This window comes from Variovorax sp. AC103, assembly GCF_979254005.1.
The window spans coordinates 277,647-300,767 of record NZ_CEEDFC010000005.1 but is presented as its reverse complement, the minus strand read 5'-3'; the positions used below and the strand labels follow the sequence as shown (position 1 = coordinate 300,767).

Here is a 23,121-nt window from a genome sequence, read left to right as displayed (position 1 = left end):
TGCGCAGGGCTTTCGCTTCAGTGAACGATTTCAGCCGGCGGCAGCAGCCGGTCGATGCGTTCGCGCAGCGATTCGGCGCGCTCCGGGCCCGCGGCTTTCTCGATTTCGCTGAGCATCAGCGCGGCGATGGTCATCATGGCCTCGCGGTCGCGCGCCTCGCGCAGGGCGTCGCGCATCTGCAGCGCGAACTTGGGGTCGCGGCGCACGAACATGCGCTCGCAGATGTCGAACAGGAACATGCGCGTGGTGGCCAGCGAGCGCTTGCCGTCGAAGCTGTCGGCCGAGGTGCTGACCTGGATCGTGTCGGCGGCGGGCACGGTCAAGGCCTGTGCCGCCTGCGCAGCCGCAGCCGCGGCGGCCTGCGGGTCTTGCAGGTAGCCCCGCTGCACCAGCGCCTGGAGCGCCTGCTCGGCCTCGTCGCGGGTGCTGAACAGCGGGCTGAAGTCGGTCAGCGAGCGGCGGCCGTCGGCCATGAGCAACAGCGCGCGCTCCCGCTGGCTGAGCGTGCGCTGGCCGCCCTGGAGTTCATCGCGGGCCTTGTCGGTCTTGGTGGGGAACATGGCAGCCACAGCTTTCGGGAGTCGAGGGCTGCAGCATCGTTGCAAGCGGTGACATCTTCATGAACCGTTTGGTTTGCACGGGCAACGGTCTTTGGCGGCGTCATCCGCCCGCGATTTCCTTGCGGATGAGCCACTGGTTGCCCACGCGTTGCAGTTCCAGCGTCTTGCGGCTTTTTTCGCGCAGCTTGTCGGCGGTGTAGGTCTGCTGAAAGCTTGCGCTGGCGGCTTGCCCGGTGACGCTGATGACGAGGTTGTCGATGTCCACGCGGATGGTGGCCTTGTCGGCGATGCGCGTGCGGCGGTCGGCTTCCCAGGCCTTGCGGTCCTGGCCGCGGGGCGGCGTGAAGTCGGGCGCATAGGTGGCCAGGTAGCGCGCCACGTCGCGCGCGGACCAGGCTGCGGCCCAGTTGCGCACGGCGGTCTCGATCTCGGCGATGGCAGCGGCCGGGTTCGCCGGGGTCGGTGCGGGCTGCGGCCCTGTCGCCGCCGGCGTGGCGCCGAAGGCGGCCATGGCCAGCAGCGTGCCGCCGAGGAGGCAACTCAGTGATCGGTGCATGGCGAAGTCTCCTCCTTGTCGTTTGTCGGTCCCGATCATCGGCCGAAACGGTAGCGCTCGAACGACACCTCCCGCTGCTGGATCACCCCGCCAGGTCGGGCTGCCGCTCGATGCTCGCTGAATCGAGCATAAGGCGCGCAATGCGACATTCGACGGCCATGGGCGACGGTGGCGCTCAGGTCGCAGCGCGCTGCGCCCCCGCCGGCACCGCCGGCATCGCCCTGTTGCGCAACCGCAGCGCCAGCACCGTCGCCGCGCCCAGCACGCACAGCACCGCGGTGAACGTCACGCCCAGGCCGCGCGCGTCCGACAGCATCCCGAAAAGCGGCGACACCAGGCCGCCCACCGACAGCGCCAGCCCCAGCGTGATGCCGCTGGCCGTGGCCGGGTTGCGCGGCAGGTAGTCCTGCGCCAGCGTCACCTGCGCGGCGAAGGGCAGGAACATGCTCATGCCGAGCAGCGCGGTGCAGGCCAGCGCCCAGCCGGGGGTCGTTGCGAGCACCAGGCCGGCGAGCGACGGCAGGGCGAGCAGGTAGCCGCTGCGGATGGTGCCCATGCGCCCGATGCGGTCGCCGAGCCAGCCGCCGAGCAGCACGCCCACCGCGCCGGCGGCGGTGAAGCCGGTGAGCGCCGCCGCGCCCTGGAAGGCCGTGCCGTGCAGGTCGCGCGTGATGCGCAGCGACAGCATCGACAGCACCGTGACGTACGGGATCGACCAGCCCACGATGGTCGCCACCAGCAGCCCGAAGGCGCGCCAGTCGTTGTGGGGCTTGAGCACCTCGCCGGCGGCCTTGCGGGCGGCGGCCGCCGTGGCGGCGGACGCAGCGCCGCGCCCCGCATTCGCCAGCAGCCACACCACGCCCATCGCCAGCGCCGGCACCCCCAGCAGGTAGCTGCGCGACAGGCCTCCACCACCGACCACCGTGGCCGCGAGCACCGGCGGAAAGGAGGCGCCGATGGTGCCGCCGACGGAGAACACGCTCATCGCTTTCTGCGAGGCCCCGCCGGCCGCACGTGCCGCCACCGTGGCCGGCGGGTGGTAGGCCGCAATGCCCAGCCCGCACAGCGCGATGGCGATCCAGGTCAGCAGGTAGCTCTGGCTGATGCCCGCCAGCACCACGCCGAGCGCGGCCACCAGGAAGCCCGTGGGCACCAGCCAACTGCGCGGGTGGCGGTCGGCGTACAGGCCGAACAGCGGCTGCACCACGCTCGACAGGCCGGTCGCCGCGAGCATCAGCCCGCTCACGGCCGTGTAGCTGTAGCCGCGCTCCAGCACCATGAAAGGCAGCAGGGCCGGCACCAGGCCCTGGTAGAGGTCATTGACGGCATGGGTGCCGGTGAGCAGGCCGAGGCGGCGCTTGTTCATTCGATCGCTTTCTGGATGTCCATTGATAAAAGCCATCGTAAAAAGCCGCGCGAAGATGTTCTCGCTACGAATCAGCATCTATCGTCGAGAAATGGACAAACTGGACCTGAGGCCCGAACAAGGCGAGTCGACCCCGCGCCCGATGGCCGTGCTGGCGACCGACACCGACGGCGACGCTTTCATTCCGCTGCACACGCACCGGCGCGGGCAGCTGATCCATGCGATTTCAGGCGTGATGCTCGTCAGCGCCGTGGCGGGCAGCTGGGTGGTACCGCCGGGGCGCGGCGTGTGGGTGCCGGCCGGCATGGCGCACCAAATCCGCATGGCGGGCGAGGTGAAGATGCGCACCGTCTTCGTCGAGCCCGGCACGCGCGCCGACCTGGGCGGCGAATGCCGCGTGATCCGTGTCGGCGAGTTGCTGCGGGCGCTGATCGTCGCCGCCGCGTCGCTTCCGCTGGACTATGCGCCGGGCGGGCGCGACGAACGGGTGATGGAGCTGATCCTCGACGAGATCGAGGCCGCGCCAGCCCTGTCGCTGCATGTGCCCATGCCCCGCCACGTTCGCCTGGCTGCGCTGTGCGAGGCGCTCGTGCGCGACCCGTCGCTGCCCGCGTCGCTGGACGACTGGGCGCTGCGCCTGCACATGAACAGCCGCACGCTGGCGCGCCTGTTCCAGCGCGAGACGGGCATGAACTTCGGCGCCTGGTGCCGGCAGGCGAGGCTGCTGCTGAGCCTGCCGAAGCTGGCCGCGGGCGCTTCGATTCTTGAAGTGGCGCTGGCGCATGGCTACGAGAGCCCGAGCGCCTTCACCGCGATGTTCCGGCGCGCGCTGGGCGTGCCGCCCAGCGCGTACCTGCGCCGAACCTACTTGGAATAGGCCAGGTCGCGCAGCGCCAGCGAGACCCACGGCACGTAGGTGATCACCATCAGGCAGGCCAGGATCACCAGCACGAAAGGCACCAGGTGTTTCACGATGCGGTCCAGCGAGATGCGCGCCACGGTGCAGGCCGCGAACAGGTTCACGCCGAAGGGCGGCGTGATCATGCCCAGGGCCAGGTTCACGACCATGATCAGCCCGAAGTGCACCGGGTCGATGCCGAAGTGCACCGCCACCGGCGCCAGGATCGGGGCGAGCACGATGATCGCCGCGCTTGTTTCGATGAACATGCCGATCACGAACAGCGCTGCGTTCACGCCCAGCAGGAACATCGCCGGCGACTTCAGCACCTCCTGCAGCCAGTGGCCGATGGCGTCAGGAACGCCCGCACGGGTAATGAGGAATGCGAACAGCCCCGCGTTGGCGATGATGAACATGATCACGGCCGACGACATCACCGACTTGCGCAAGATGGCGTACAGGTCCTTCAGCTTGATCTCGCGGTAGATCACCATGCCCACCACCAGGGCGTAGAACACCGCCACCGCGGAGGCCTCGGTCGGCGTGAAGATGCCGCCGTAGATGCCGCCGAGGATGATCACCGGCATCAGCAGCGCCCAGCCGGCCTGCCACAGTGCGCGGCCGAACGGCATGCGGCCTTCGCCGTCGTTCTTGCCCCAGCCCTTCCACTTGCAGTAGATCCACACGAACAGCATCAACGCCAGGCTGATCAGGATGCCGGGGCCGAAGCCCGCGATGAACAGCTCGCCGATGGACACCTCGGCGCTCACGCCGTAGAGGATCATCGGGATCGACGGCGGAATGATCACGCCGAGCTCCGCGCTGGTGGCCTGCAGCGCCGCCGCGTACGACGTGGGATAGCCGTGCTTGATGAGCGCTGGAATCAGGATGGCGCCGATCGCGAAGGTGGTCGCCACCGAGGAGCCCGACACCGCCGCGAAGATCATGCAGGTGAGCACGCAGGTCATCGGCAGGCCGCCCTGCACGCCGCCCACGATGCTCTTGGCGAACTCCACCAGCCGGCGCGAGATGCCGCCGGTTTCCATCAGGTTGCCCGCCAGGATGAAGAACGGAATGGCCGCCAGCGGAAACTTGTTGATCGCGTTGAACATCTCCTTCACGGAGATCAGCATGTTGGCGTTCGCCACCTGGATGCCCAGGATCGACGCCAGCCCGATGGACACCGCCACCGAGATCGACAGTGCAAAGCACAGCACCATCGTCGCAACCATCACGACGCTCATGATGCAGCCCCTACGCCCGGCACTTCGTGTGCTCGCTGCCCCCCGAGGGAGCCGTTCGCTCGCTGGGAGCGGCCCGGCGCGGCGCTCATTGCGCAGTCTCCAGTTCGAGCCGCTTGGGGTCGAGAAAATTACCCACGATGCCGAACAGGCAGAACACCGAGCCGACCGGCAACGCCAGGTACGACCAAATCATCGACAGGCTTTCGAGGCCGGCCATCGACTGCACACGCCCGCGCATCGCGTAGTCCCAGCCCCACCACAGCACGATGAGCATCAGCACCAGCGCGGCAATGCTCACCACCGCGTCGAGCACGCGGCGCATGCGCGGCGGGCTCCAGCGGTACAGAACGTCCACGCTCACCATCGCGCCCTGGCGGAACGCCATCGGGATGCCCATGAACACCATCCAGATGAGGCTCACGCGGATCAGGATCTCGCTCCACTCGGCCGGCTGCTCCAGCACGAAGCGGGTGACGATCTGGAACACGCCCAGGGCCGACGCAACCACCAGCATCGCGCAGGCCATCAGCATCGAGAAGCCGGTGGTCCAGCGCTCGATGCCCAAGAATTTTTCTTTCACTTGTAGTCGCGGATCTTGTCGAGATTGGCCTTGCCGAAGTCCTTCTCGAACTGGGCGTTCACCGGCGCGAGCGCGGCGACGAACTTGGCCTTGTCGACGTTGTCGATCACGGTCATGCCCTTGGCGCGCAGGTCGGCCACGCCCTTGGCGTCGTCTTCGTCGACACGCGCGCGGTTGGCCTTGGTGCCTTCCTTGGCGGCGTCCAGGAAGGCCTGCTTGTCGGCCGCGGAGAGCTTGTCGAAGCTCGCCTTGTTCATCAGGAAGATGCAGGGCGAGTAGACGTGGCCCGTGAGCGACAGGTGCTTTTGCACCTGGTCGAACTTGGCCGAGATGATGACGGGAAGCGGGTTTTCCTGGCCGTCGACCGTGCCCTGCTGCAGCGCGGTGAACACTTCCGGGAAGGCCATGGGCGTGGTGATGATCCCGAAGCCCTTGTAGGCCGCGATGTGCACCGGGTTTTCCATGGTGCGCATCTTCAGTCCCTTGAGGTCTTCGGGCGCCTTCACGTCACGCTTGCTGTTGGTCATGTGGCGAAAGCCGTTTTCGGCCCACGCCAGTGCCTTGAAGCCCTTGGCATCGAACTTGGTCAGCAGGTCCTGCCCGATCGGGCCGTCGAGCACGGCGCGCGCATGGGTCTTGTCGCGGAAGAGAAAAGGCACGTCGAGGATCTTCGTCTCGGGCACGAAGTTGGGCACCGGGCCGGTCGAGGAGAACGCGAGCTCCTGCGTGCCCAACTGCACCGCCTCGATCGACTCGCGCTCGCCGCCGAGCGCGCCGTTGTAGAAGGTTTGCACCTTGTAGCGGCCTCCCGTGCGCTTCTCGACTTCCTTGGCGAAGGTGTCGATGGCCACGCCCTGATGCGAGTTCTGCGCGACCGAGATGCTGATCTTCATGGTCGTCTGTGCAAAGGCGACCGAGCTCAGGGCGAGCGAAAGGCAGGCGGCGGCAATGGGGCCGAATTTCATGTTGTCTCCGGGAGTTTGGTCAGGAACGTGTCAGGCGCACCGGACTATGCAACACCCGGGAGCTTTACCGCGTCGGGATTTTCACGGACGTAATCGCGAATGACCGCCTCGAAGCTCGGGTCCGGCCTGAGCCCCAGCGCCCGGGCGCGTGCGGTTTCGATGTGGCCGGGCCAGGTCTTCACGATGCGCTGGATGGCGGGGTCGGGCGTCCGGTCGAGCAGCGCGGTGGCTGCCTTGCCGGCCACGCGCTCCAGCGCCGCGGCCATTTCGCCCACGGTGGTGGCGAGCGAGGGCAGGTTGAGAGCGGTGCGCGGGCCCCATTGCGCGTCGGTCGCCTCGGCGGCGCGGACGATGCCCTCGATGGTGCGCGCGGGCGACGCAATGGCGACCGGCGTGGCGTCGGGCACCGGGCAGGCGGCCGGCAGGCCGGCCAGCGGCTCGCGGATCATGCCGCTGAAGAACCCCGAGGCCGCGCCGTTGGGCTTGCCCGGGCGCACGCTCACCGTCATGAGCCGCACGCTGCGCCCGCGCACGAAGCCCTTGCGGGTGAAGTCGGCCACCAACTGCTCGCCGATGAACTTCTGGATGCCGTAGCTGGTCTGCGGCGTGGGCAGCGTGTGGTCTTCGATGACCGGGGGCAGCGGCTGCTCGGGCGAGTCGCCGAACACGGCGAGCGAGCTGGCGAACACCAGCACCGGCTTCGTGCCGAGCGCGCGTGCTTTTTCGAGCAGGGCGTGCGTGGCCGCGAAGTTGCTGCGCATGCCCAGGTCGAAGTCGGCCTCGCATTCGCCGCTGACCGCCGCGGCCAGGTGGAAGATGGCGTCGGCCTCGCGCCAGATTGCGGTGTCTGCATCGGCGGCCAGTTGCGCGTTGAGGTCGCCGGCGACGGCGGCGATGCGCGGGTCGGCCGCGAGGTCGGCGGGTGGCGGGGCGCGGTCCACCAGGGTGATGCGCTCGATGGTCCGAGGGGGCGCGCCCGCGAGCGAGAGCTGGCCTTGCTTGAGCAGGGTGCGGGCGAGGCGGGCGCCCAGGAAGCCGGCGCCGCCGGTGATGACGATGTGCATGGTTGTCTTGTCTCCTTGTGTCGAACAAGGATAGCGCCTCGAAGTGCAAAAGAGGCGCAGCACAATTCGCGCATGAAAGCACTGCCACCCGATTTGCTCGCCACCCTGCAACAGCCCGTTCTGCACGACGCCGACCTGGACACGCAGGCGACCTTCTTCGAGCGCGAGGACGTGCGGTCGTTCTACTTCGACACCCTGGAGGACCCGGACAAGGACGACGTGCTGCGGGCCAGCGCGGGCTTGCTGCCCGTCCTTCATCCGCACCGCGCTGCGTTGCTCGCGCTGTTGTGCGGCGCGCTCGTGGAGAACGGAGCGGACCCGCGCCTGCTCTTCGATGCGGCGCAGGGGTTGATGGGCCGGCTGCTTGCGTCCCTGGCGCCGTATTGCGCGATGGCGCCGCACGAAGTCGAAGCCGATGAAGCGCAGGACGAGGAAGAGCCGGAAGAGCTGGAAGCGCTCGCCGCCTGGCAGGCGGCCAATGCCGCGTTGGATGCGCTGGCACCCCAGGAGCGCTTCCAAGTTGGCGCGCGCCAGGCTGCGGTCGACCTGCTGGTGCTGCCGCTGATGGCGATGGTCGTGCGCAATGTGCACAACCACCGCGCGCTGCTCGCGGACGGTGCGCTGATGTCCCACATCGAAGACATGTACGCCAACGACGCGCTGCCTTTCGAGCAATTGCATTTCCTGCGCGGCGCTGCCCAACTGGCCTACGAAGATGAGCTGGTGGTGCTGTTGCCCACTTCGCGCGCCGGCATGGTCGTGAAGGCCCACGGCATCAACAACAACTTCCACGCGTTCTCGCTGTTGCAGGACCTGATGCGCGAACATGCAACGACGCTGGGCATCCGCCAGTCCTTCGCCGAGCGGCCGGCGGCCGACGACGAAGACGATCCGCGCGACAGCGACGCCGCCGAGTACCTGTGGCTGCAGGCCACGGCGTTCTCCAACGGCGACCTGGTGGACGGCATGGCCTGGTCCTGGGGCGAGGGCACGTTGCGCGAAAACGCCCGCAGGCAGGGCAAGCTGGTGCTCGTTGCCGTCGAAACCGAGGACAAACCCGCGCGCAGCTGGAACGGGTTCAACGGCGTGCTCCATTCGGAGCAGAAGGCCCACGTGTCGCTCGTGCGCTTCCTGACGCCTGACGAGGTGGCTGCGTACCTCGCCTGAGGTGTTGCACGCACCCCGCCCGCCATGCAAGAAGCCCTCCGTGGAGGGCTTCGGACAACATGCGGGGTGCGCTTACATCCCCACGTAGTTCGGGCCGCCGCCCCCTTCAGGCGTGACCCACACGATGTTCTGCGTCGGGTCCTTGATGTCGCAGGTCTTGCAGTGCACGCAGTTCTGCGCGTTGATCTGCAGGCGCTGCTTGCCGTCTTCGGTGCCCACGAACTCGTACACGCCCGCCGGGCAGTAGCGGCTTTCGGGGCCCGCGAACTTGGCCAGGTTGATGTTGACCGGCACCGTCGCATCCTTGAGCGTCAGGTGGGCCGGTTGTTGCTCTTCATGGTTCGTGTTGCTGATGAACACGCTGGAGAGCCGGTCGAAGGTGAGCTTGCCGTCCGGCTTCGGGTAGACGATGGGCTTGCACTCGGCCGCGGGCTTCAGGTACAGGTGGTCGGGCTTGGTGCGGCGCAGCGTCCAGGGAATGTTGCCCTTCAGCAGCCATTGCTCGATGCCGTTCATGAGGGTGGCCACGCCCAGACCCTTCTTGAACCATGCCTTGAAGTTGCGCGCCTTCTTCAGCTCGGCGTGCAGCCAGCTCTTCTCGAACGCCTCGGGGTAGGCCGTGAGCTCGTCGTGCTGGCGCCCGGCCTGCACCGCGTCGAAAGCGGCTTCGGCGGCGAGCATGCCGGTCTTGATGGCGGCGTGGCTGCCCTTGATGCGGCTCACGTTCAGGTAGCCGGCCTCGCAGCCGACCAGTGCGCCGCCGGGGAACACGGTCTTGGGCAGCGACTGCAGGCCGCCGGCCGTGATGGCGCGCGCGCCGTAGCCGATGCGCTTGGCCGGCTTGATGCCCTTGGCCTCGTCGCCTTCCAGGTACCAGCGGATGTTGGGGTGCAGCTTCCAGCGCTGCATTTCCTCGAACGGGCTCAGGTAGGGGTTGCTGTAGTCCAGGCCCGTGATGAAGCCCATGGTGACCTTGTTGTCCTCCATGTGGTACAGGAACGCGCCGCCGTAGGTGTCGCTCTTCATCGGCCAGCCGGCCGTGTGCAGCACGAAGCCGGGCTGGTGGCGCTTCGGGTCGATTTCCCACACCTCCTTCACGCCCAGGCCATAGGTCTGCGGGTCCTTGCCCTCGTCGAGCTTGAACCTGGCAATGAGCTGGCGGCCCAGGTGACCGCGCGCGCCTTCGGCGAACACCGTGTACTTGCCGAGCAATTCCATGCCGAGCTGGAAGTTCTCGGTCGGCTCGCCGTCCTTGCCCACGCCCATGTTGCCGGTGGCCACGCCGCGCACCGAACCGTTCTCGTTGTAGAGCACCTCGGCCGCCGGGAAGCCCGGGAAGATTTCAACGCCGAGGTTCTCGGCCTGCTGCGCCAGCCACTTGGTGAAGGCACCCAGGCTGATGATGTAGTTGCCGTGGTTCTGGAAGCACGCCGGCAGGAAGGCGTTGGGCGTGCGCAGGCTGCCCTTTTCACCCAGGAACACCATGGCGTCGTCGGTCACCGGCTGGTTCAGCGGCGCGCCGAGTTCCTTCCAGTCGGGCAGCAGTTCGTTCAGGGCGCGCGGGTCCATGATGGCGCCCGACAGGATGTGCGCGCCGGGCTCGGAACCCTTCTCGAGCACCACGACCGAAATTTCTTTCTCCTGCTGTGCGGCGAGCTGCTTGAGCCGGATCGCGGTCGAGAGGCCGGCCGGGCCGCCGCCGACCACGACCACGTCGTATTCCATGGCTTCCCGAGGGCCGAACTGGGCGAGGATTTCGTCGTGCGTCATGTGGGTTGGGTCGATAATGATTTTTCGAGGCGCGGGGCATGCTTGCCGGGTTTGCGGGGGCATTTTATGCGGCGTCCATGCGCGGCCCCTGTCATCCATGGGCGCGCCTTTTACGTCACCTGCGCGACTCCACAGGATTCAAGTTCATGGCCTACAGCATCGATCTTTCCGGCCGCGTGGCCTTCGTCACCGGCGCTTCCAGCGGGCTTGGCGCCCAGTTCGCGAAAACGCTGGCACGCGCCGGCGCCGCGGTGGTGCTGGCCAGCCGGCGCGTCGACAAGCTCAAGGAGCTGCGCGCGCGCATCGAAGGCGAGGGCGGGGACGCCCACGTGGTCGACCTCGACGTCACCGAATTCGGCAGCATCAAGGCCGCCGTGGCGCGCGCCGAGACCGAGGTCGGCCCCATCGACGTGCTGGTCAACAACTCGGGCGTGAGCACCACGCAACGCCTGGAGGACGTGACCCCCGACGACTACGACTACATCTTCGACACCAACGTGAAGGGCTCCTTCTTCGTCGCGCAGGAAGTCGGCAAGCGCATGCTGGCGCGCGCCAGGGGCAAGGCGCCGGGCACCTACGTCGGCGGGCGCATCATCAACATCGCCTCTTCGGCGGCGCTCAAGGTCATGCCGCAGATCGGCACCTACTGCATGAGCAAGGCCGCGGTGGTGCAGATGACCAAGGCCATGGCGCTCGAGTGGGGCCGCTTTGGCATCAACGTGAACGCGCTGTGCCCGGGCTACATCGCGACCGAGCTCAATGAAGAACACTGGTCTACCGAAGCCGGCGCCAAGCTGGTCGGCATGCTGCCGCGCAAGCGCGTGGGCAAGCCGGAGGACCTGGACGGCCTGATCGTGCTGCTGGCCAGCGGCCAGAGCCATTTCGTGAACGGCGCCGTCATCGCGGCCGACGACGGGTTCGCACTCTGAGCCCGCGGGCCTGGATCGGCGTTGCCGCCGGCCTGGCGGCGGGAGCGCTGTGGGGGCTGGTGTTCGTGGCGCCGCGCATGGTGGGCCACTTCGGCATGGTCGACATCACCGCGTCGCGCTTCCTGGTGTTCGGTGCCATCTCGGGGCTCGCGGTGTTCGCACGGCCTGCCGCCGTGCGGTGGCCGAGCGGCCGGCAGGCGCTGGCGGCGTTGGGCCTGAGCGTGCTGGGCTTCAGCGGCTACTACCTGCTGCTGGCCTTCGGCATCGAGGCCGCGGGCACCGAGGTGCCCAGCCTGATCATCGGCACGATTCCCGTCTGGATGATGCTGCTCGGCCGGCCCGCAGGGCTGCGCATGCGCGCACTGCTGCCGGGGCTGCTGCTCACGGGCGCGGGCATCGCTCTGATGATCTGGGGCGCGTGGGCCGCGCAGCACGGCACGGGCGGCGGGGGAGCGCGTTTCGGCTGGGGCATTGCGCTCGCGCTGGGCGCGATGGTGAGCTGGACCCTCTACGGCCTGCTCAACGCCGCCTGGCTGCAGCGCCACACCGAACTCAACGCGACCGACTGGGCCAACTGGCTGGGCATTGCCACCGGCCTGGGCGCCTTGCTGCTGTGGCTGGTGGCGGGCAGCGACCTGGCCACGCTGCAGTCGCGCCCCGACGGCACGCTTTTCGTGTGGATCGCGCTGGCGGGCGGGTTCGGCTCGTCGTGGCTCGCGACCATCCTCTGGAACATCGCGAGCCAGCGGCTGTCAGCGAGCCTGTGCGGCCAGCTGATCGTCAGCGAGACGCTGTTCGCATTGCTCTATTCCTTCGTCTGGGACGGCCGCTGGCCGCAGGCCACCGAGTGGGTGGCGGCGCTGCTGTTCGTGCTGGGCATCCTCGCATCCATCAAGGCGCACCGATGAGAATCGAAATTCCCGAAAAGAAGAAGCTCGTGTACGAAATGTCCATTCCCATCCGCTGGGGCGACATGGACGCCATGGGCCACCTGAACAACGGCACCTACTTCCGCTACCTCGAAACCGCGCGCATCGACTGGATGCATTCCATCGGCTTCGAACCCGAGCCCGGCGGCGAGGGCATGGTGATCGTCAACGCCTTCTGCAACTTCTACCGGCAGATCGAGTACCCCGGCAAGGTGCTACTGAAGATGTACGTGAGCGACCCGGGCCGCACCACCTTCGAGAGCTGGGGCACCATGGCGCGCGAAGAGGCGCCCGACGTGATCTGCGCGGCCGGCGGCGCGACCACCATCTGGGTCGATTTTCCGAAGCAGAAGGCGCTGGCGCTGCCCGACTGGCTGCGCACGCTGGTGAGCGAGTAGAAGAAAAGCCATCGAACGCCGATGAAATTCACGGTCCTCGCGCTCGCGTCCCTGGCCTTGCTGGCCCCCGGCAGCCATGCGCAGACGCAGGCCGGCGTAAGCGCCGCCGCCCGCGAATGCCCGGCCAACGCGCCGTTCCTGAGCGCCGAGGCGTTGAAGAAAGCCGGCTTCGAACTGCCCGTGTTCAAGCGCTACTGCTACACCGACAAGGCCGGCAGCCACGCCTTGCTGCTCGGCGAGAAGCAGGACCTGCCGTTTCCCGAGGAGCAGTTGTCCTCGGCCATCCGGGCCTCGCTGTACCGCATCGAGGGCGATCACACGCTGACGCAGGAATGGTCGATACGCGACTTCGCGGGCAAGGACGAGGCGGGCGTCAATTTCCGCGCCAAGCTCTTCGAGCTCGCCGACATCGACGGCGACGGGCTGGTCGACCCGGTGCTGGTGTACCGCTTCTACAACCCCGACGGCGCAGATCACATCGACAACGACGACTACGTGGGCCGCATCAAGATCGTGACCTTCCACAAGGGCAGCAAGGCGACGATCCATGCGATCACGGGGCACTACGACGGCGAGCGAAAGACCACCGCCAACGGCAACTACTTCGCGTTGCCCAAGGCGGTGCAGCAGCACCTGGTGAAGAAGATGTCGGTCATGGCCGGCGCCGGCCAGTTCGGCTTCGACAACTCGTACGTCTACGTGCCCAGGAAGGAAGCCGCCGGGCGCTGAAGAAGTTCAGGCCGGCTGCAACACGATGCGCGCCTCGAAGCCCTGCGTGGCGCCCGCGGGCGGCGACGACAGCAGCAGCTTCGCCTGGTGCTTCTCGACGATGGTGCCCACGATCGACAGGCCCAGCCCGTAGCCTGCGCGGTCCGAGCTGTGGCGCACGTGGCGCTTTTGCAGCGTTTGCAGTTGCTCGACGTTCACGCCCGCGCCAAAGTCGCGCACCGCCAGCGCGCAGGGCGTCATCACCTCGATCGCCACGCGCCCGCCCCCGCCGTAGCGCAGGGCGTTCTCCACCAGGTTGCGCAGGGCGATGGCCAACGCATCGACGTCGCCGAGCGCCATCGGGGCGGCGCTGTCGGGCACCTTCAGTGCCAGGCGTTCGCTGACGTTGGGGTCCTGCCAGAACTCCTGCGCCACCGTGCCCGCAAGCTGCACCAGGTCGACCCGCGCGCGCGTCAGCGACGCACCCGATTCGGCGCGCGAGAGCTGCAGCAGTTTCTCGGCGCGGTGGCTCAGCAGCTGCAGCGCGTCGAGCGCGGCCTGCACGTCGTTGCGCCGCAGGTCGTGCTCCAGCGCGGTCTGCAGGCGCAGGCGCGCCGCTGCCAGCGGCGTGCGCAGCTCGTGCGCCGCGTTGGCGGCGAGCGCACGCTCGACGTCCAGCGACTGCGACAGCCGCTCCAGCAGCCGGTTGACGTGGTCGCCGACCGAGCGCAGCTCCTGTGGCAGGCCGGGCAGGGTGATGGGGCGCAGGTCGGCGCCGCTGCGCTTCTCGATCTCGCCGGCCAGTTGCTGCAGCACGCGCAGTTCGGCGCGCGCCACGTTGCGCAGCACCAGCGCGAGCAGCGGCAGCACGGCCCCCAGCGGAATGATCAGGCCGAACAGCGTGCGGTTGAGCGCGCGGCGCCGCTCGTCCAGCGGATCGGCCACCTGGAAGTACAGGTCCAGCGCCGGGTGGCGCACGGTGTAGATGCGCCAGGCCTGGTTGTTGGCGAAGCCGGCGGCCAGCGGCACGTCGAAGGCGTCCACCGGCGCCTCGGCGGAGCGCAGCAGCACGTGCTCGTGGACATCGACCACCTGGTACATGACCGCGTCTTCCGAGAACAGCTGCTTGGGCGCGACCAGCGGGGTGCGCGGGGCCTTGCTGTCGCCGTTGCCGCTCACGTGCTGCAGCTTGTCGAGCTCCTGCACCGCCATGTCGAACATGCGGTGCGACACCTCGACCAGCTCGTTGTCGAAGTTGTGGTTGATCTCGCGGTCCACATACCAGACCACCGCGAACACGCACAGCAGCCACACGCCGCCGACCCACAGGATCAGCGTGCGCGTGAGGCGCCCGGCGAGCGAGTCGCGCGCGCCCGCGGCCAATCGGATGCTCATTCGTCGTCGTCCCCGGAGGTGGACAGCCGGTAGCCCAGGCCGCGCAGCGTCTGGATGTGGCTGCGCCCGAGCTTGCGCCGCAAGCGGCTGACGAACACCTCGAGCGTGTTGCTGTCGGCCTCGTCGCCGAAGCCGTAGAGCGCGTCCGCGAGGTTCTCGCGCGTGTGGATGCGCTCGGGCCGCGTGGCCATCACGCGCAGCAGCGCCCATTCCTTCTGGGTCAGCGTGATCGGCGCGCCGTCCTTGCGCACCATGTCGTGCGCCAGGTCGATCTCCAGCGTGCCGAGCTTCAGCACCGGCGAGCTGCTGGCGCTGCGCCGCCGCTCGACCGCACGCAGCCGCGCGAGCAACTCGGCCGGGTCGTAGGGCTTGGTGAGGTAATCGTCCGCACCGGCGTCAAGCCCACGGATCCGGTCGGTCACCTGGTCGCGCGCGGTCAGCACGATGACGATGGGGCGTTCGGGCAGGGCGCGCACCTGCGGCAGCAGCGACAGGCCGTCGCCGTCGCCCAGGTGCAGGTCGAGCAGCACCGCCGCGTACTGCACCGAGAGCAGGGCGCCGCGCGCGTCGGCCAGGCTGGGCGCCACGTCGACCACGAAGGCCTTGGCCAGCAGGTAGCTGCACACGGCGTCCGCCAACGCGGTGTCATCTTCGACAAGCAATATGCGCACACCATGTCCTTCCAGGAAAGAAATGAGTCTAGCGCCACCGAGTTGCGGCTGATTGCCCGGTCAGATTCGGTTCAGGTCGCTTCAGGCTGGGTTCATGCCGCAAACGTAGGCTCGCGACTGTTTTTCAGTCTTGCCTTCGTTCATGACACGTTTCCCGAATTTTCGCCTGGGGGTGCTGACCCTCGTCGCGCTCGCTGCAGTGATGGCATGGGACGCAACCGGTGGAGACCTGTGGCTGGCGCGCATGGCGGGCTCTGCCATGGGCTTTCCCTTGCGTTCGAACCCCTTCATGGTCCACGTCATGCATGAAGGCGCGCGCGACCTGAGCTGGGTGCTCGTGATCGGGCTGTTCGCCGCCATCCGCTGGCCGCTCGGCTTCCTCAAACGCCTGCCCATGGGCGCCCGCGCCCAATTGGCGCTGACCGTGCTGGCCTCGGTGATCGCCGTCAGCCTGCTCAAGAACCTGAGCCGGACCAGCTGCCCCTGGGACTTGCAGGAGTTCGGCGGCGTGGCGCGCTATGTGTCGCACTGGTCCTGGGGCGTCAACGACGGCGGCCCCGGCGGCTGCTTCCCGGCCGGCCATGCGTCGGCGGCCTTCGCCTACGTGGGCGGGTATTTCGTGCTGCGCCGGGTGTCCGGGCGTGCCGCGGCGGTCTGGCTGGGCGTGGCCGTGGTGGCGGGGCTCGTGCTGGGGGTGGCGCAACAGTTGCGCGGCGCTCACTACATGAGCCACACCCTGTGGACGGGCTGGGTTTGCTGGGCGGTCGGTTTCGCCATCGAGGTCGCGCTCACGCGCGGCCGTGCACGCGTGCTGAAGCCGGCCATCCCCGCCCATGCAGGACCTTGACTTCGCCCTGTTCCGGCTCGTCAACGCGGGCGCCTCGGTGCCCGGGTGGAGCCTGCGTTTCGCGGAGTTCGCCTCCGACGTGCTGCCGGCCCTGCTGATGCTCGCCGTCGGCGTGTGCGCCCTGGTCGGCGGGCGCTGGCGTCATGCGCTTTTCACGGCGCTGGCGAGCCTGCTGGTGGTGTGGCTCATGGTCAACCTGATTCGCACCATGGCCCCCATTCCGCGGCCCGCGTTCTATGGCCTCGGCATTCAATGGGTGCCGCAGGGCGCGCGCCCCGGTTTTCCCAGCCTGCATGCCGCGGGGGCGTTCGCCGTGGCCTTTTCGCTCTGGTGCCTGCCCTCGCGCGCCCCGATGCGCGCGGCGCTGCTGGTGGCGGCGGTGGTGGCCTGGAGCCGCATGTTCCTGGGACTGCATTTCCCCTCCGACATCGTGGCGGCCGTGATGCTGGGGGCGCTGGTGTCGATCGTGGTGGAGCGCCGCGTCAGCCGGCCGCTGGGCCGCCTGGCGGCGCCACGCCTGCGCCTGGCGCGGTGGCGAACCCGGGTGCGCAGCGCATGAACGCCGACTGAATGACCAGTTCAGGCTCCCTTCAGGCGAGCTCTTTACATTCGTCACATGTCTGTTTCGCGAATCGCGCCGCACTCCTTGCGGCGCCTGGATATCCCTGAGCCCGACGAGGCACGAACCTCGCAGTCATCCGCGGACGGCGCCCTGTGGGCGCGCCTGGACCGGTGGCTGGTGCAGCCGCGCTCGGCCGGCATCGTCGTGCTGTGGCTCAGCCTCTACCTGATCCTGACCACCAACTGGCCCCTTTGGACCGACCTGGCCCGCATCGGCGGCGCCCCGAGCACCTACCTGCCCACCATCGCGGTGATGAGCCTGCTCACGCTGTGCGGCCTTGTGGCCATGCTGTCGTTCACGGCCTGGTCGCGCTGGATGAAACCGGTGTGGTTCGCCGTGGTCGTGCTGGCCGCCGTGGTCCAGCACTACATGCTCGAATACCGCGTGGTCATGGACCCGACCATGATCGCCAACGCGTTGCAGACCGACCCCAACGAGGCGCGCGACCTGCTGAGCTGGCGCATGGCCTTCAACGTGCTGGTCGTCGCGCTGCCGGCGGGCTGGGCGCTCTGGCGCGTGCGCATCATGCCGATGCGCTTCCTGTCCAAGCTGTGGCGCAATGCGGCCCTGCTGCTGCTGGCGGTGGTCGTGGCGCTGGCGGCGGCCGTGGCGATGAACCGCGAGCTCGCGCCCCTGATGCGCAACAACATCCATCTGCGCTACATGATGAACCCCATCGCGACCCTGTATTCCACAGGTTCGCTGCTCATCAAGCCGTTGTTCAAGCGCAGCGGCAAGCTCATTTCCATCACCGCCGGCACGGCACTGGGCGCGAGCTACGCGGCGCAGGCCAAGCCGCCGCTGTTCGTGGTGGTGGTGGGCGAGACGGCGCGGGCCGACCACTTCGCACTGAACGGCTATGCGCGCGACACCACGCCCGAGCTCGCCAAGCGCGGCGTGCTGAGCTACCGCGACGTGCATTCCTGCGGCACCAACACGCTGGCCTCGGTGCCGTGCATGTTCTCGCCGCTGGGCAAGCAGGGCTACGAGTCGCGCAAGGACGACTACGAGTCGCTCATGGACGTGCTGCAGGCCTCCGGGCTGGCCGTGTTCTGGCTCGACAACCAGGCCGGCTGCAAGGGCGTGTGCGTGCGCGTTCCGAACGCCTCGGCCTTCGACGGCCTCGACGCGGCCACCAAGAAGGCGCTGTGTGACGGCGAAGAGTGCCTCGACGACGTGATGCTCAAGAACCTGGACGAGCGCATCGCCGCGTTGCCAGCCGAACGGCGCGCCAAGGGCATCGTGCTGGTCATGCACCAGATGGGCAGCCACGGCCCCGCCTACTACAAGCGTTCCGCGCCCGACGTGAAACGCTTCCAGCCCGAGTGCAAGACCAATGCGCTGGCCGAGTGCGGGCACAACGAGCTGATGAACGTGTACGACAACTCGATCGCGCAGACCGACCGCTTCCTCGGCGAAACGATCGACTGGCTCAAGGCCCAGTCGAAGACCTACGACCCGGGAATGCTCTACGTGAGCGACCACGGCGAATCGCTGGGCGAGTACGGCCTGTTCCTGCACGGCGTGCCGTACAGCTTCGCCCCCGAGGCGCAGAAGCACGTGCCCATGGTCACGTGGTTCAGCGACGGCCTGAGCGAGCGGCGCAAGCTCTCGCGCTCGTGCATGGAAGCGGGGCTCGATGCGCCGCTGACACACGACAACCTCTATCACACGGTGCTGGGCGTGATGGATGTGACCACGCCCACCTACAAGCCGGCCCTCGACGCGCTCGCGTCCTGCCGCGCCAAGGGCTGAAGGCGGCGGGCCTTACTTCTTTTCCCGGGGCAGCCGCCCCATCAGGAAGAACTCGTTGTTCGGCTGCATGCCGCTGAAGCTGGCCAGCCGGTTGCTCAGCCCGAAGAAGGCGGTGATGGCCGCGATGTCCCAGATGTCCTCGTCGTCGAAGCCATGGGCATGCAGCGGCGGAAAGTCGCTGTCGTCGATTTCGTGCGAGCGGTCGCAGACCTTCATTGCAAAGTCGAGCATCGCGCGCTGGCGCGGCGTGATGTCGGCCTTGCGGTAGTTGACCGCCACCTGGTCGGCCACCAGCGGCTTCTTCTCGTAGATGCGCAGCAGCGCGCCGTGCGCCACCACGCAGTACAGGCACTGGTTCGCCGCGCTGGTGGTGGTGACGATCATCTCGCGGTCGCCCTTGGTGAGCGAGCCTTCCTCCTTGAGCATCAGCGCGTCGTGGTACGCAAAGAAGGCGCGCCATTCGGCAGGCCGGCGGGCCAGGCCGAGGAACACGTTGGGCACGAAGCCGGCCTTTTCCTGCACCGCGAGGATGGCGGTGCGGATGTCCTCGGGCAGGTCCTTCAGTTCGGCGAGCGGGTAGCGGGTTGCAGTCATCTTGTCTCCGTCGGGTTGTCGGTTTGAAAGCGCCTTGAAAGGCGTCGCGCGACTTCCATGATAGGCAAGACACTTTCCTACAAGATGTTGCGCGCCGTATCGCGATGATGAACGTTCGCACAACAACACGCGGCCCCATGCCGCACATAACGCGATGAAAGACGTCTCGCATTCCGACCGGCGCGGCTTCCTGCGCCGGTCCATCGCCATCGTGCCGGCCGCCACGGCCTTCGGCGCCGGTGGCCTCACAGGGGCGGCGCTGGCGCAGCCCGCTGCATCGGCCCCGGCCCCAGCCGCCTCGCCCAGTCCCGCGGCTGCCTACACCCCGGTCTACTTCAACGCCAACGAATGGACCTTCGTGCAGGCCGCGGTGGGCCGGCTCATTCCTTCCGACGACACCGGCCCCGGCGCCATCGAAGCGGGCGTGCCCGAGTTCATCGACCGGCAGATGGAAGGCGCCTTCGGCCATGCGGCCACCTGGTACATGCAGGGCCCGTTCGTCGAGGTGTCGCCGCTGTTCGGCTACCAGAAGAAGATGCCGCCACGCGAGGTGTACCGCGCGGGCATCGCGGCCACCGACGCGTACTGCCGCAAGCAGTTCGCCGACAAGCCCTTCGCGCAACTCACCGCGGCGCAGCAGGACGAGGTACTCAAGGGCCTGGAGGCCGGCAGCGTCACGCTCGACGGCGTGGGCGCGACCGACTTCTTCGGCTTCCTGCTGCAGAACACCAAGGAAGGCTATTTCAGCGACCCCATCCACGGCGGCAACAAGAACGCCGCCGCCTGGAAGATGATCGGCTTCCCCGGCGCGCGCGCCGACTACGCCGACTGGGTCGACCGACCCGGCGTCAAGTACAACCTGCCGCCGGTGAGCATCGCCGGCCCGCAGGGCTGAGGGGCGCACGCACCATGGCAAACATCAGGAAACCCAGTGTCGACGCCGTGCTGGTCGGCTTCGGCTGGACCGGCGCCATCATGGGCATGGAGCTCACCGGCGCCGGCCTCAAGGTGCTGGCGCTGGAGCGCGGCGAGAACCGCGACACCCAGCCCGACTTCGCCTACCCGCGCATCACCGACGAGCTGAGCTACGGCATCCGCGGCAAGCTGTTCCAGAACCTCTCGCGCGAGACCGTCACCATCCGCCACACCCCGGCCGAGATCGCCGTGCCGTACCGGCAGCTCGCCTCCTTTCTGCCCGGCGACGGCGTGGGCGGCGCGGGCGTGCACTGGAACGGCCACCACTGGCGCCCGCTGCCGAGCGACCTGCGCATTCGCAGCACCTACGAAGAGCGCTACGGCAAGAAGTTCATTCCCGAGGGCATGACCATCCAGGACTTCGGCGTGAGCTATGAAGAGCTGGAACCGCACTTCGACCAGTTCGAGAAAATCTGCGGCACCTCGGGCAAGGCCGGCAACATCGGCGGCAAGATCCAGCCCGGCGGCAACCCCTTCGAAGGCGCGCGCGCCAACGAGTTTCCGCTGCCGCCGCTGGCCTCTGTCAACAGCGCGGTGCTGTTCGAGAAGGCCGCGCGCGAGCTGGGCTACCACCCGTTCCCGCAGGCCGCCGCCAACGCGTCGCGTGCCTACACCAACCCGCACGGCGCGCAACTCGGGCCGTGCAACTTCTGCGGCTTCTGCGAGCGCTACGGCTGCTACATGTACTCGAAGGCCTCGCCGCAGACCACGCTGCTGCCGGTGCTGATGAAGCGGCCCAACTTCGAGCTGCGCACCAAATCGCATGTGTTGCGGGTGAACATGTCGCCCGACGGCAAGCGCGCCACCGGCGTGACCTACATCGACGCCGAAGGCAACGAGGTGGAGCAGCCGGCCGACCTGGTGGTGCTGTGCGCCTACCAGTTCCACAACGTGCGCTTGCTGCTGCTGTCGAACATCGGCAAGAAGTACGACCCGGCCACCGGCGAAGGCGTGGTGGGCCGCAACTATGCCTACCAGCTCAACGGCGGCGCCAGCCTGTTCTTCGACAAGAACCAGCCGATGAACCCCTTCGTCGGCGCGGGCGCCAGCGGCTCGGTGATCGACGACTTCGACGGCGACAACTTCGACCATGGGCCGCTCGGTTTCATCGGCGGCGCCACCATCAATGCCATCAACACCGGCGGGCGGCCGATCCAGCAGATGAGCCTGCCGCCTGGTGCGCCGGCGTGGGGCGCGGGCTGGAAGAAGGCCGTGAAGGAAAACTACATCTACCAGGCCAGCGTGGGCAGCCAGGGCTCGGTGATGGCCTACCGCGACAACTACCTCGACCTCGACCCGACCTACAAGGACGTGCACGGCCAGCCGCTGCTGCGCATGACCTTCGACTGGAAGGCCAACGACCTCGCCATGACGCAATTCATCGGCACCAAGGTCGAGCAGATCGCCAAGGCCATGGGGCCGAAGCAGATGAAGCTGAACTTCCAGAAGCCCGACGCCCACTACGACGTGCGCTTCTACCAGTCGACCCACAACACCGGCGGCGCGCCCATGGGCACCGACCCGAAGACCAGCGCCGTCAACCGCTTCCTGCAGGTGTGGGACGTACCCAATGTATTCGTGATGGGCGCGAGCGCCTTCCCGCAGAACTTCGGCTACAACCCGACCGGCATGGTGGGTGCGCTGGCGTACTGGGCGGCCAAGGCCATCCGCGAGCAGTATCTGAAGAGCCCGGGGGCGCTGGCATGAGCGCGCGTCGTGTGTACGGCGGCATCGCCGCGGCCGTCGTGTTGCTGTGCGCAGGGGCATGGGCCGTGGCGCAAAAGAGCGATGCGCCTGCCGAGGCCGCATCGGCGCCATCCGCACCTGCCGCCGCGACGCCGGCAGCGCCGGTCACTGCCGCAGCCCCTGCGTCCGCCGCCGCAGACCCCGTGCTCGAGCACGGCCGCTACCTCGCGCGCGCCGGCGACTGCGTCAGCTGCCACACCGCGCCGGGCAAGCCCGCCTTCGGTGGTGGCCTGCCGATGAAGACGCCGTTCGGCACCATCGTTTCCACCAACATCTCTCCCGACCCCGAAGCGGGCATCGGCGCCTACACCGAGGCCGAGTTCGCCCGCGCGCTGCGCGAAGGCGTGGCCAGGGACGGCCACCGCCTGTACCCCGCCATGCCGTACCCGTCGTTCGCCCGCGTGAACGACGAAGACATGCATGCGCTGTTCACCTTCTTTCGCAACGGCGTGCAGCCCGTCGCGCAGAAGCCGCCGGCCACCGACCTGCCGTGGCCCTTCAGCATGCGCAGCCTGATGATCGGCTGGAACTGGATCTACCTCGACAAGGGCGTGTACCAGAACGACAGCGCGCGCAACGCCGAGTGGAACCGCGGTGCCTACCTGGTGCAGGGCCTGGGCCATTGCGGCGACTGCCACACGCCGCGCAGCATGCTCGGCGGCGTGAAGGCGGCCAGCGACCGCAAGGGCGAGGTGTACCTGTCGGGCGCGATCATCGACGGCTGGTACGCGCAGCCCCTGCGCCACACCGACCGGCCGACCATGGCACAGTGGTCGTCCGAGGACATCGTGCAGTACCTGCAGACCGGGCGCACCGGCCACACCGCCGCCTTCGGCGCGATGGTCGACGTGGTGCAGAACAGCACGCAGCACCTGTCCACGCAGGACCTGAAGGCCGTGGCCACGTACCTGCAGTCGCTCGGCGCCAAGGAAGGTGTGCAGAGTGCACCGTCGCAGACCTCCCTGGTCGCGGCCGCACCGCAGCACCCGAGCTCGCTGGCGCTGCGCAACGGCACGGTCGAGGGCAACAGCGGCGCGATGGTCTACCTGAATAACTGCAACGCCTGCCACCGCTCCGACGGCACGGGCGCGAACAAGACCTTTCCGGCGCTGGCCGGCAACAGCGTGGTGAACGCGAAAGACCCGACCTCGCTCATTCGCCTGGTGCTCGCGGGCTCGGCCATGCCCAGCACCGCGCAGGCGCCGTCGCCCATCGCCATGCCCGACTTCGGCTGGCGCCTGACCGATGCCGACGTGGCCAGCGTGCTGAGCTTTGCGCGGTCGAGCTGGGGCAACCAGGGCGAGGCCGTGACGACCGCGCAGGTGGCCAAGGTGCGCGAGTCAATCAAGCCGGTAGCCAAGAGCCCGTAGCAGGCCGCGGGG

The 23,121-nt window shown here is 68.1% G+C and carries 23 protein-coding genes; 12 read left to right on the top strand and 11 right to left on the bottom strand.

Annotation, left to right across the window (positions count from 1 at the left end):
- Window positions 1–17 precede the first annotated feature (17 nt).
- From AC0IYU_RS10030 to AC0IYU_RS10020, 3 genes are all read right to left on the bottom strand, one after another.
- Entirely contained in the window at window positions 18–560 is a 543-nt protein-coding gene (locus AC0IYU_RS10030) for a hypothetical protein (protein ID WP_472115918.1), read from the bottom strand.
- A 100-nt stretch (window positions 561–660) separates the two neighbouring features.
- Entirely contained in the window at window positions 661–1,116 is a 456-nt protein-coding gene (locus tag AC0IYU_RS10025; RefSeq protein ID WP_472115915.1) for a YybH family protein, read from the bottom strand.
- A 175-nt stretch (window positions 1,117–1,291) separates the two neighbouring features.
- Window positions 1,292–2,482, bottom strand: a complete 1,191-nt coding sequence (locus AC0IYU_RS10020; protein ID WP_472115912.1) for an MFS transporter — start codon at window positions 2,480–2,482, stop codon at window positions 1,292–1,294.
- 91 nt (window positions 2,483–2,573) lie between these two features.
- Between AC0IYU_RS10020 and AC0IYU_RS10015 the strand changes: the two genes are divergently transcribed.
- On the top strand, window positions 2,574–3,359 hold the full coding sequence (locus AC0IYU_RS10015; RefSeq protein ID WP_472115909.1) for an AraC family transcriptional regulator: 786 nt from the start codon (window positions 2,574–2,576) through the stop codon (window positions 3,357–3,359).
- On the opposite strand, the gene AC0IYU_RS10010 is transcribed toward AC0IYU_RS10015, so the two are convergent.
- The 4 genes from AC0IYU_RS10010 to denD all read right to left on the bottom strand — a co-directional run bounded on the left by AC0IYU_RS10010 (window position 3,347) and on the right by denD (window position 7,233).
- Complete coding sequence (locus tag AC0IYU_RS10010; RefSeq protein ID WP_472115906.1) at window positions 3,347–4,624, bottom strand: TRAP transporter large permease; 1,278 nt, start codon at window positions 4,622–4,624, stop codon at window positions 3,347–3,349. The two genes, AC0IYU_RS10015 and AC0IYU_RS10010, sit on opposite strands and share 13 nt — an antisense overlap.
- A gap of 85 nt (window positions 4,625–4,709) precedes the next feature.
- A complete protein-coding gene (locus AC0IYU_RS10005; protein ID WP_472115903.1) occupies window positions 4,710–5,204 on the bottom strand; it encodes a TRAP transporter small permease in 495 nt (164 codons plus the stop codon).
- The gene (locus AC0IYU_RS10000) at window positions 5,201–6,169 is read right to left on the bottom strand and encodes a TRAP transporter substrate-binding protein (RefSeq protein WP_472115900.1); all 969 of its coding nucleotides are present in this window, start codon (window positions 6,167–6,169) and stop codon (window positions 5,201–5,203) included. Before AC0IYU_RS10000 ends, AC0IYU_RS10005 begins: the two co-directional genes overlap by 4 nt.
- A gap of 44 nt (window positions 6,170–6,213) precedes the next feature.
- A complete protein-coding gene (denD, locus tag AC0IYU_RS09995; protein ID WP_472115897.1) occupies window positions 6,214–7,233 on the bottom strand; it encodes a D-erythronate dehydrogenase in 1,020 nt (339 codons plus the stop codon).
- Between the two features lie 72 nt (window positions 7,234–7,305).
- On the opposite strand from denD, the gene AC0IYU_RS09990 reads away from it, so the two are divergent.
- A complete protein-coding gene (locus tag AC0IYU_RS09990) occupies window positions 7,306–8,400 on the top strand; it encodes a hypothetical protein (protein ID WP_472115894.1) in 1,095 nt (364 codons plus the stop codon).
- A gap of 72 nt (window positions 8,401–8,472) precedes the next feature.
- Here AC0IYU_RS09990 and AC0IYU_RS09985 read toward each other — a convergent pair whose 3' ends face one another.
- The gene (locus AC0IYU_RS09985) at window positions 8,473–10,170 is read right to left on the bottom strand and encodes an electron transfer flavoprotein-ubiquinone oxidoreductase (protein WP_472115891.1); all 1,698 of its coding nucleotides are present in this window, start codon (window positions 10,168–10,170) and stop codon (window positions 8,473–8,475) included.
- Window positions 10,171–10,316: 146 nt separating this feature from the next.
- Between AC0IYU_RS09985 and AC0IYU_RS09980 the strand changes: the two genes are divergently transcribed.
- From AC0IYU_RS09980 to AC0IYU_RS09965, 4 genes are read left to right on the top strand one after another with little or no spacing between them, the layout of a single operon-like run.
- Complete coding sequence (locus AC0IYU_RS09980) at window positions 10,317–11,099, top strand: SDR family oxidoreductase (protein WP_472115888.1); 783 nt, start codon at window positions 10,317–10,319, stop codon at window positions 11,097–11,099.
- 14 nt (window positions 11,100–11,113) lie between these two features.
- A complete protein-coding gene (locus AC0IYU_RS09975) occupies window positions 11,114–12,007 on the top strand; it encodes a DMT family transporter (RefSeq protein WP_472116155.1) in 894 nt (297 codons plus the stop codon).
- Window positions 12,004–12,426: an acyl-CoA thioesterase gene (locus AC0IYU_RS09970; RefSeq protein ID WP_435439361.1), complete on the top strand. Its 423-nt coding sequence runs from the start codon at window positions 12,004–12,006 to the stop codon at window positions 12,424–12,426. Before AC0IYU_RS09975 ends, AC0IYU_RS09970 begins: the two co-directional genes overlap by 4 nt.
- A gap of 21 nt (window positions 12,427–12,447) precedes the next feature.
- Window positions 12,448–13,155, top strand: coding sequence for a M949_RS01915 family surface polysaccharide biosynthesis protein (locus AC0IYU_RS09965; protein WP_472115885.1), 708 nt, complete (start codon window positions 12,448–12,450; stop codon window positions 13,153–13,155).
- A 6-nt stretch (window positions 13,156–13,161) separates the two neighbouring features.
- Here AC0IYU_RS09965 and AC0IYU_RS09960 read toward each other — a convergent pair whose 3' ends face one another.
- Both AC0IYU_RS09960 and AC0IYU_RS09955 read right to left on the bottom strand, forming a co-directional pair.
- Window positions 13,162–14,529, bottom strand: coding sequence for a sensor histidine kinase (locus AC0IYU_RS09960; protein WP_472115881.1), 1,368 nt, complete (start codon window positions 14,527–14,529; stop codon window positions 13,162–13,164).
- Window positions 14,526–15,200 carry a response regulator transcription factor gene (locus AC0IYU_RS09955; RefSeq protein WP_435439358.1) on the bottom strand — a complete coding sequence of 225 codons (675 nt, stop codon included), beginning with the start codon at window positions 15,198–15,200 and terminating at the stop codon, window positions 14,526–14,528. Before AC0IYU_RS09955 ends, AC0IYU_RS09960 begins: the two co-directional genes overlap by 4 nt.
- A 142-nt stretch (window positions 15,201–15,342) precedes the next feature.
- Here AC0IYU_RS09955 and AC0IYU_RS09950 point away from each other — a divergent pair, with 142 nt between their 5' ends.
- The 3 genes from AC0IYU_RS09950 to AC0IYU_RS09940 are packed head-to-tail and all read left to right on the top strand — an operon-like array spanning window position 15,343 to window position 18,424.
- Window positions 15,343–16,047 carry a phosphatase PAP2 family protein gene (locus tag AC0IYU_RS09950; protein ID WP_472115878.1) on the top strand — a complete coding sequence of 235 codons (705 nt, stop codon included), beginning with the start codon at window positions 15,343–15,345 and terminating at the stop codon, window positions 16,045–16,047.
- A complete protein-coding gene (locus AC0IYU_RS09945; RefSeq protein ID WP_472115875.1) occupies window positions 16,034–16,606 on the top strand; it encodes a phosphatase PAP2 family protein in 573 nt (190 codons plus the stop codon). Before AC0IYU_RS09950 ends, AC0IYU_RS09945 begins: the two co-directional genes overlap by 14 nt.
- Window positions 16,607–16,663: 57 nt before the next feature.
- The gene (locus AC0IYU_RS09940) at window positions 16,664–18,424 is read left to right on the top strand and encodes a phosphoethanolamine transferase (RefSeq protein WP_472115873.1); all 1,761 of its coding nucleotides are present in this window, start codon (window positions 16,664–16,666) and stop codon (window positions 18,422–18,424) included.
- Between the two features lie 12 nt (window positions 18,425–18,436).
- On the opposite strand, the gene AC0IYU_RS09935 is transcribed toward AC0IYU_RS09940, so the two are convergent.
- Complete coding sequence (locus AC0IYU_RS09935; protein ID WP_435439353.1) at window positions 18,437–19,018, bottom strand: peroxidase-related enzyme; 582 nt, start codon at window positions 19,016–19,018, stop codon at window positions 18,437–18,439.
- 154 nt (window positions 19,019–19,172) lie between these two features.
- Between AC0IYU_RS09935 and AC0IYU_RS09930 the strand changes: the two genes are divergently transcribed.
- The 3 genes from AC0IYU_RS09930 to AC0IYU_RS09920 are packed head-to-tail and all read left to right on the top strand — an operon-like array spanning window position 19,173 to window position 23,109.
- Complete coding sequence (locus tag AC0IYU_RS09930) at window positions 19,173–19,913, top strand: gluconate 2-dehydrogenase subunit 3 family protein (RefSeq protein ID WP_472115870.1); 741 nt, start codon at window positions 19,173–19,175, stop codon at window positions 19,911–19,913.
- A 14-nt stretch (window positions 19,914–19,927) separates the two neighbouring features.
- Complete coding sequence (locus AC0IYU_RS09925) at window positions 19,928–21,700, top strand: GMC family oxidoreductase (protein ID WP_472115867.1); 1,773 nt, start codon at window positions 19,928–19,930, stop codon at window positions 21,698–21,700.
- On the top strand, window positions 21,697–23,109 hold the full coding sequence (locus tag AC0IYU_RS09920; RefSeq protein ID WP_472115864.1) for a c-type cytochrome: 1,413 nt from the start codon (window positions 21,697–21,699) through the stop codon (window positions 23,107–23,109). The genes AC0IYU_RS09925 and AC0IYU_RS09920 overlap by 4 nt, the downstream gene beginning before the upstream one ends.
- The last annotated feature ends 12 nt before the right edge of the window (window positions 23,110–23,121 follow it).